This window comes from Acidocella aquatica (assembly GCF_030160635.1).
In the GTDB taxonomy this organism is placed as follows: Bacteria; Pseudomonadota; Alphaproteobacteria; order Acetobacterales; family Acetobacteraceae; genus Acidocella; species Acidocella aquatica.
The window spans coordinates 1-3,953 of sequence record NZ_BSOS01000044.1; the positions used below are offsets into that span (position 1 = coordinate 1).

At 61.4% G+C, this 3,953-nt stretch carries 4 protein-coding genes; all 4 read right to left on the bottom strand.

Annotated elements, in window-relative coordinates:
* On the bottom strand, window positions 1-1,098 hold a 1,098-nt coding region (glnT, locus tag QQJ84_RS08390), incomplete at its 3' end, for a type III glutamate--ammonia ligase (protein ID WP_284257688.1).
* A 6-nt stretch (window positions 1,099-1,104) separates the two neighbouring features.
* On the bottom strand, window positions 1,105-2,448 hold the full coding sequence (locus QQJ84_RS08395) for an FMN-binding glutamate synthase family protein (protein WP_284257689.1): 1,344 nt from the start codon (window positions 2,446-2,448) through the stop codon (window positions 1,105-1,107).
* 2 nt (window positions 2,449-2,450) lie between these two features.
* A complete protein-coding gene (locus QQJ84_RS08400) occupies window positions 2,451-3,167 on the bottom strand; it encodes a GltB/FmdC/FwdC-like GXGXG domain-containing protein (RefSeq protein WP_284257690.1) in 717 nt (238 codons plus the stop codon).
* A partial coding sequence (locus QQJ84_RS08405; protein ID WP_284257691.1) for a class II glutamine amidotransferase domain-containing protein occupies window positions 3,164-3,953 on the bottom strand: 790 nt, incomplete at its 5' end. The genes QQJ84_RS08400 and QQJ84_RS08405, both read right to left, overlap by 4 nt.

Consider the following 3,953-nt stretch of genomic DNA (forward strand, 5'->3'; position numbering starts at 1 on the left):
ATACATGTTGATGTCCAGCCGGGGGCCGGGGTTGGCTTTTTTGGCGATGCCGTCGAGCCCGGCGGCGAGAATGCCGGCCTGCAGGAAGTAGGGGTTGGCCGCGCCGTCGGCCAGGCGCATCTCGAAGCGGCCAGCCTCGGGGATACGGATCATATGGGTGCGGTTGTTGCCTGAATACGTCACTGTGTTTGGCGCCCAGGTGGCGCCGGAGGTGGTGCGCGGGGCGTTGATGCGCTTGTAGGAATTCACCGTCGGGTTGAGCAGAGCCGCGAGTGCGTCGGCATGTTCGATGATGCCGCCTATGAAGTTATAGCCAAGTGCTGAGACGCCGAGTTCACCGGCATCGTCCTCGAACAGATTTTTCGCGCCATCCCACAGCGAGACATGAGAATGGCAGCCAGAACCGGTGAGGCCAAGGAATGGTTTTGGCATGAAGGTGGCGCGCAGGCCGTGTTTTTCCGCGATGGTCTTGGCCATGAATTTGAAGAACACATGCCGGTCGGCGGTGATCAGCGCGTGATCGTAGGTCCAGTTCATCTCGAACTGGCCGTTGGCGTCTTCATGATCGTTCTGATACGCCTCCCAGCCCAGGGCCAGCATGGCGTCGCAGATTTCCGTGATGACATCGTAACGGCGCATCAGCGCGCTCGCGTCATAGCAGGGTTTTGTCGCGGTGTCGGCGGTGTCGGCAATCGCGGTGCCGTCAGCGTTGGTCAGGAAGAATTCACACTCAACGCCAGACTTCATGGCAAAACCAGCGTCTTTTGCCTGGCCGACGACACGCTGCAGCACATTGCGCGGGCCTTGTTCAACCGGCTTGCCGGACATCCAGATATCCGAGGCGAGCCAGCCGACTTCGGGTTTCCAGGGCAGTTGGATCAGCGAGCTGGGGTCGGGCATCGCGAACATGTCAGGGTCGGCCGGGGAGAGATCGAGCCAGGTGGCAAAGCCCGCGAACCCGGCGCCGTTTTTCTGCATGCCGGCGATGGCCGCCGCGGGCGCCAGTTTGGCGCGCTGGCTGCCGAATAAATCCGTATAGGAGATCAGGAAATATTTGATGCCTTTTTGCGCGGCAACGGCGGCGAGGTCTATTGTCATTGTTTTTTAAAACCCTGTTGTTTTTCCGGGAAACCAATTAGTACCTGCAAGCGGTATCTGCGCCATGGCGGCAGCTTCCATGGTCAGGGCCACCATGTCCTCGGGCTCCAGATTATGCAGATGGCTCTTGCCGCAGGCGCGCGCGATGGCCTGCGCCTCCAGCGTGAGGACCGAGAGATAGTTGGCGAGGCGGCGGCCGGCTTTGATCGGGTCCAGCCGGGCGGCGAGTTTTGCATCCTGCGTGGTGATGCCCGCAGGGTCCCTGCCCTCGTGCCAATCATCATAAGCGCCAGCCGTGGTGCCGAGTTTTTGATATTCCTCCTCGAACTCCGGGGAGTTGTCGCCCAACGCTATGAGGGCGGCGGTGCCGATCGCCACCGCATCCGCGCCCAGGGCCAGGGCCTTGGCGACATCAGCGCCGGTGCGGATGCCACCGGAGACGATGAGTTGCACCTTGCGGTGGAGCCCAAGATCCTGCAACGCCTGCACGGCCGGGCGGATGGCGGAGAGAATCGGCAGGCCGACATGTTCAATGAACACCTCCTGCGTCGCCGCCGTGCCGCCCTGCATGCCGTCGAGCACCACGACATCAGCACCGGCCTTGATCGCCAATGCGGTGTCATAATATGGCCTGCTGGCGCCGACTTTTACATAGATCGGCTTTTCCCAGTTGGTCAGCTCGCGCAGTTCAAGGATCTTGATTTCCAGATCGTCCGGGCCGGTCCAATCCGGATGGCGGCAGGCGGAACGCTGGTCGATGCCTTCCGGCAGGTTGCGCATGGCGGCCACGCGCGGTGAAATCTTCTGCCCCAGCAGCATGCCGCCGCCGCCAGGTTTGGCGCCCTGGCCTACAACAACCTCAATCGCATCGGCGCGGCGCAGGTCGGTCAGGTTCATGCCGTAACGCGACGGCAGATATTGATAGACCAGGGTTTGCGAATGGCCGCGCTCCTCCGGAGTCATCCCGCCATCGCCCGTGGTGGTGGAAGTGCCAACCGCCGTGGCGCCGCGGCCCAGGGCCTCCTTGGCGTTGCCCGAGAGCGCGCCGAACGACATGCCTGCAATTGTTACAGGAATTTTCAGGTGAATCGGCTTTTTAGCAAAGCGGGTGCCCAGCGTTACATCGGTGCCGCAACGCTCGCGGTAGCCTTCCAGCGGATAACGCGAGATCGACGCGCCCAAAAACAGCAGGTCATCAAAATGCGGCAGCTTGCGCTTGGTGCCGCCGCCGCGAATGTCATAAATCCCGGTGGCCGCGGCGCGGTGGATTTCGGCGACGGTATGCGGGTCGAAGGTCGCGGAAAAACGCGGCAGCGTCTGCGGAATTTTCGGGCCAGAGGATTCGTTCATGGTCAGTAAGCCCCTGCATTGTCAACATGGAAATGATACAGCGTGCGCGCCGAGCCGTAGCGCTTGAAGTTCTCAACGCTGGCATCGGCGCCGGCTTTTTTAAGCAGGCCGGCAAGGATGATCCTGTCATCAGCGGTCATCGGTTTCTCCTCGCAATCAGCCCCCAGGCTGGCCACCGTGCCTTGCACGAACAGCCGCGCCTCGTAGAGCGAATCACCAAGAGCCTCGCCAGCATCACCAAGAATCACCAGGTTGCCGGATTGCGCCATGAACGCGCTCATGTGGCCGACCGAGCCTTTCACCACAATGTCGATGCCCTTCATCGAAATGCCGCAGCGGGCGGAGGCATTGCCCTCGATGATGAGCAGGCCGCCATGCGCGGTGGCGCCGGCGGCCTGGCTGGCGTCGCCCAGCACATGCACGGTGCCCGACATCATGTTTTCCGCAACACCGGTGCCGACATTTCCGGTAATGGTGATGTTGCCGCCGTCGTTCATGCCGGCAAAATAATAACCGGCGTGGCCGTCCACGGTGATGCTGACCGGCGCGGTGATGCCCACGGCCAGCGCATGCTCGCCGCGCGGGTTGAGGATGGTCCAGGCGGTCTGGTTGGTCTGCGGTGTCAGCGCCTGCAGAGTGCCGTTCAACTGCCGCAGATCGGAGGTGGCGAGATCAAAGACGACCGAACCGGGCGCGGGAATATTCAAGGCCGTGCTCATGCCGCGCGCTCCCAAAAATAAACTTTCGCAGGCTCTGGCTCAAAGAGATGAGCCTTGGCGATGCCCGGCAGATCAACCAGCGCGCGGTATTCCGAACCGAAGGCGACGTAGTCATCCGTCTCGGCCATCACCGCCGGCTTGCACGCCACCGGATCGCGCAGCACGCCAAAGCCGGATTCGGTGCCGACGACAAAGGTATAAAAACCATCAAGATCATCCAGCGCGCAGGTCAACGCCTCGTTGAGTTTCGCACCATTGTGCAATTTCCAGGAAAGATACCCGGCGGCAACTTCAGTGTCGTTCTGCGTCTCGAAGCTCATGTGCTCACGAATGAGCGTGCGCCGCACGTCGTTATGGTTGGAGAGCGAACCGTTATGCACCAGACATTGGTCCGGCCCGGTGGAAAACGGATGCGCCCCTTGAGTCGTCACCGCCGATTCGGTTGCCATGCGGGTGTGGCCGATGGCATGGCTTCCCGACATTTTGGCCAGACCAAAGCGGTTGGAAACATCAGCGGGCAGGCCAACACCTTTAAAAAGCTCCATGCGCGAACCGGAGGCAACAAGAGCAACCTGCGGATGCACCGCCAGAGCCGCGCGAACCTCATGCTCACTCGTCGCCGGAAAGGTGAACACCGCATGATCGTCATGCAGCGAAACCGCAACACCAAGCTTCGCCGCCAGCCCCGCAAAATCAAACGATGCTGGCGCGCGCAAGGTAAATTTGATATGCCCCGGAACACCGCTGCCATAAACCGCAAAGCCCGCGGAATCCGGGCCACGATCG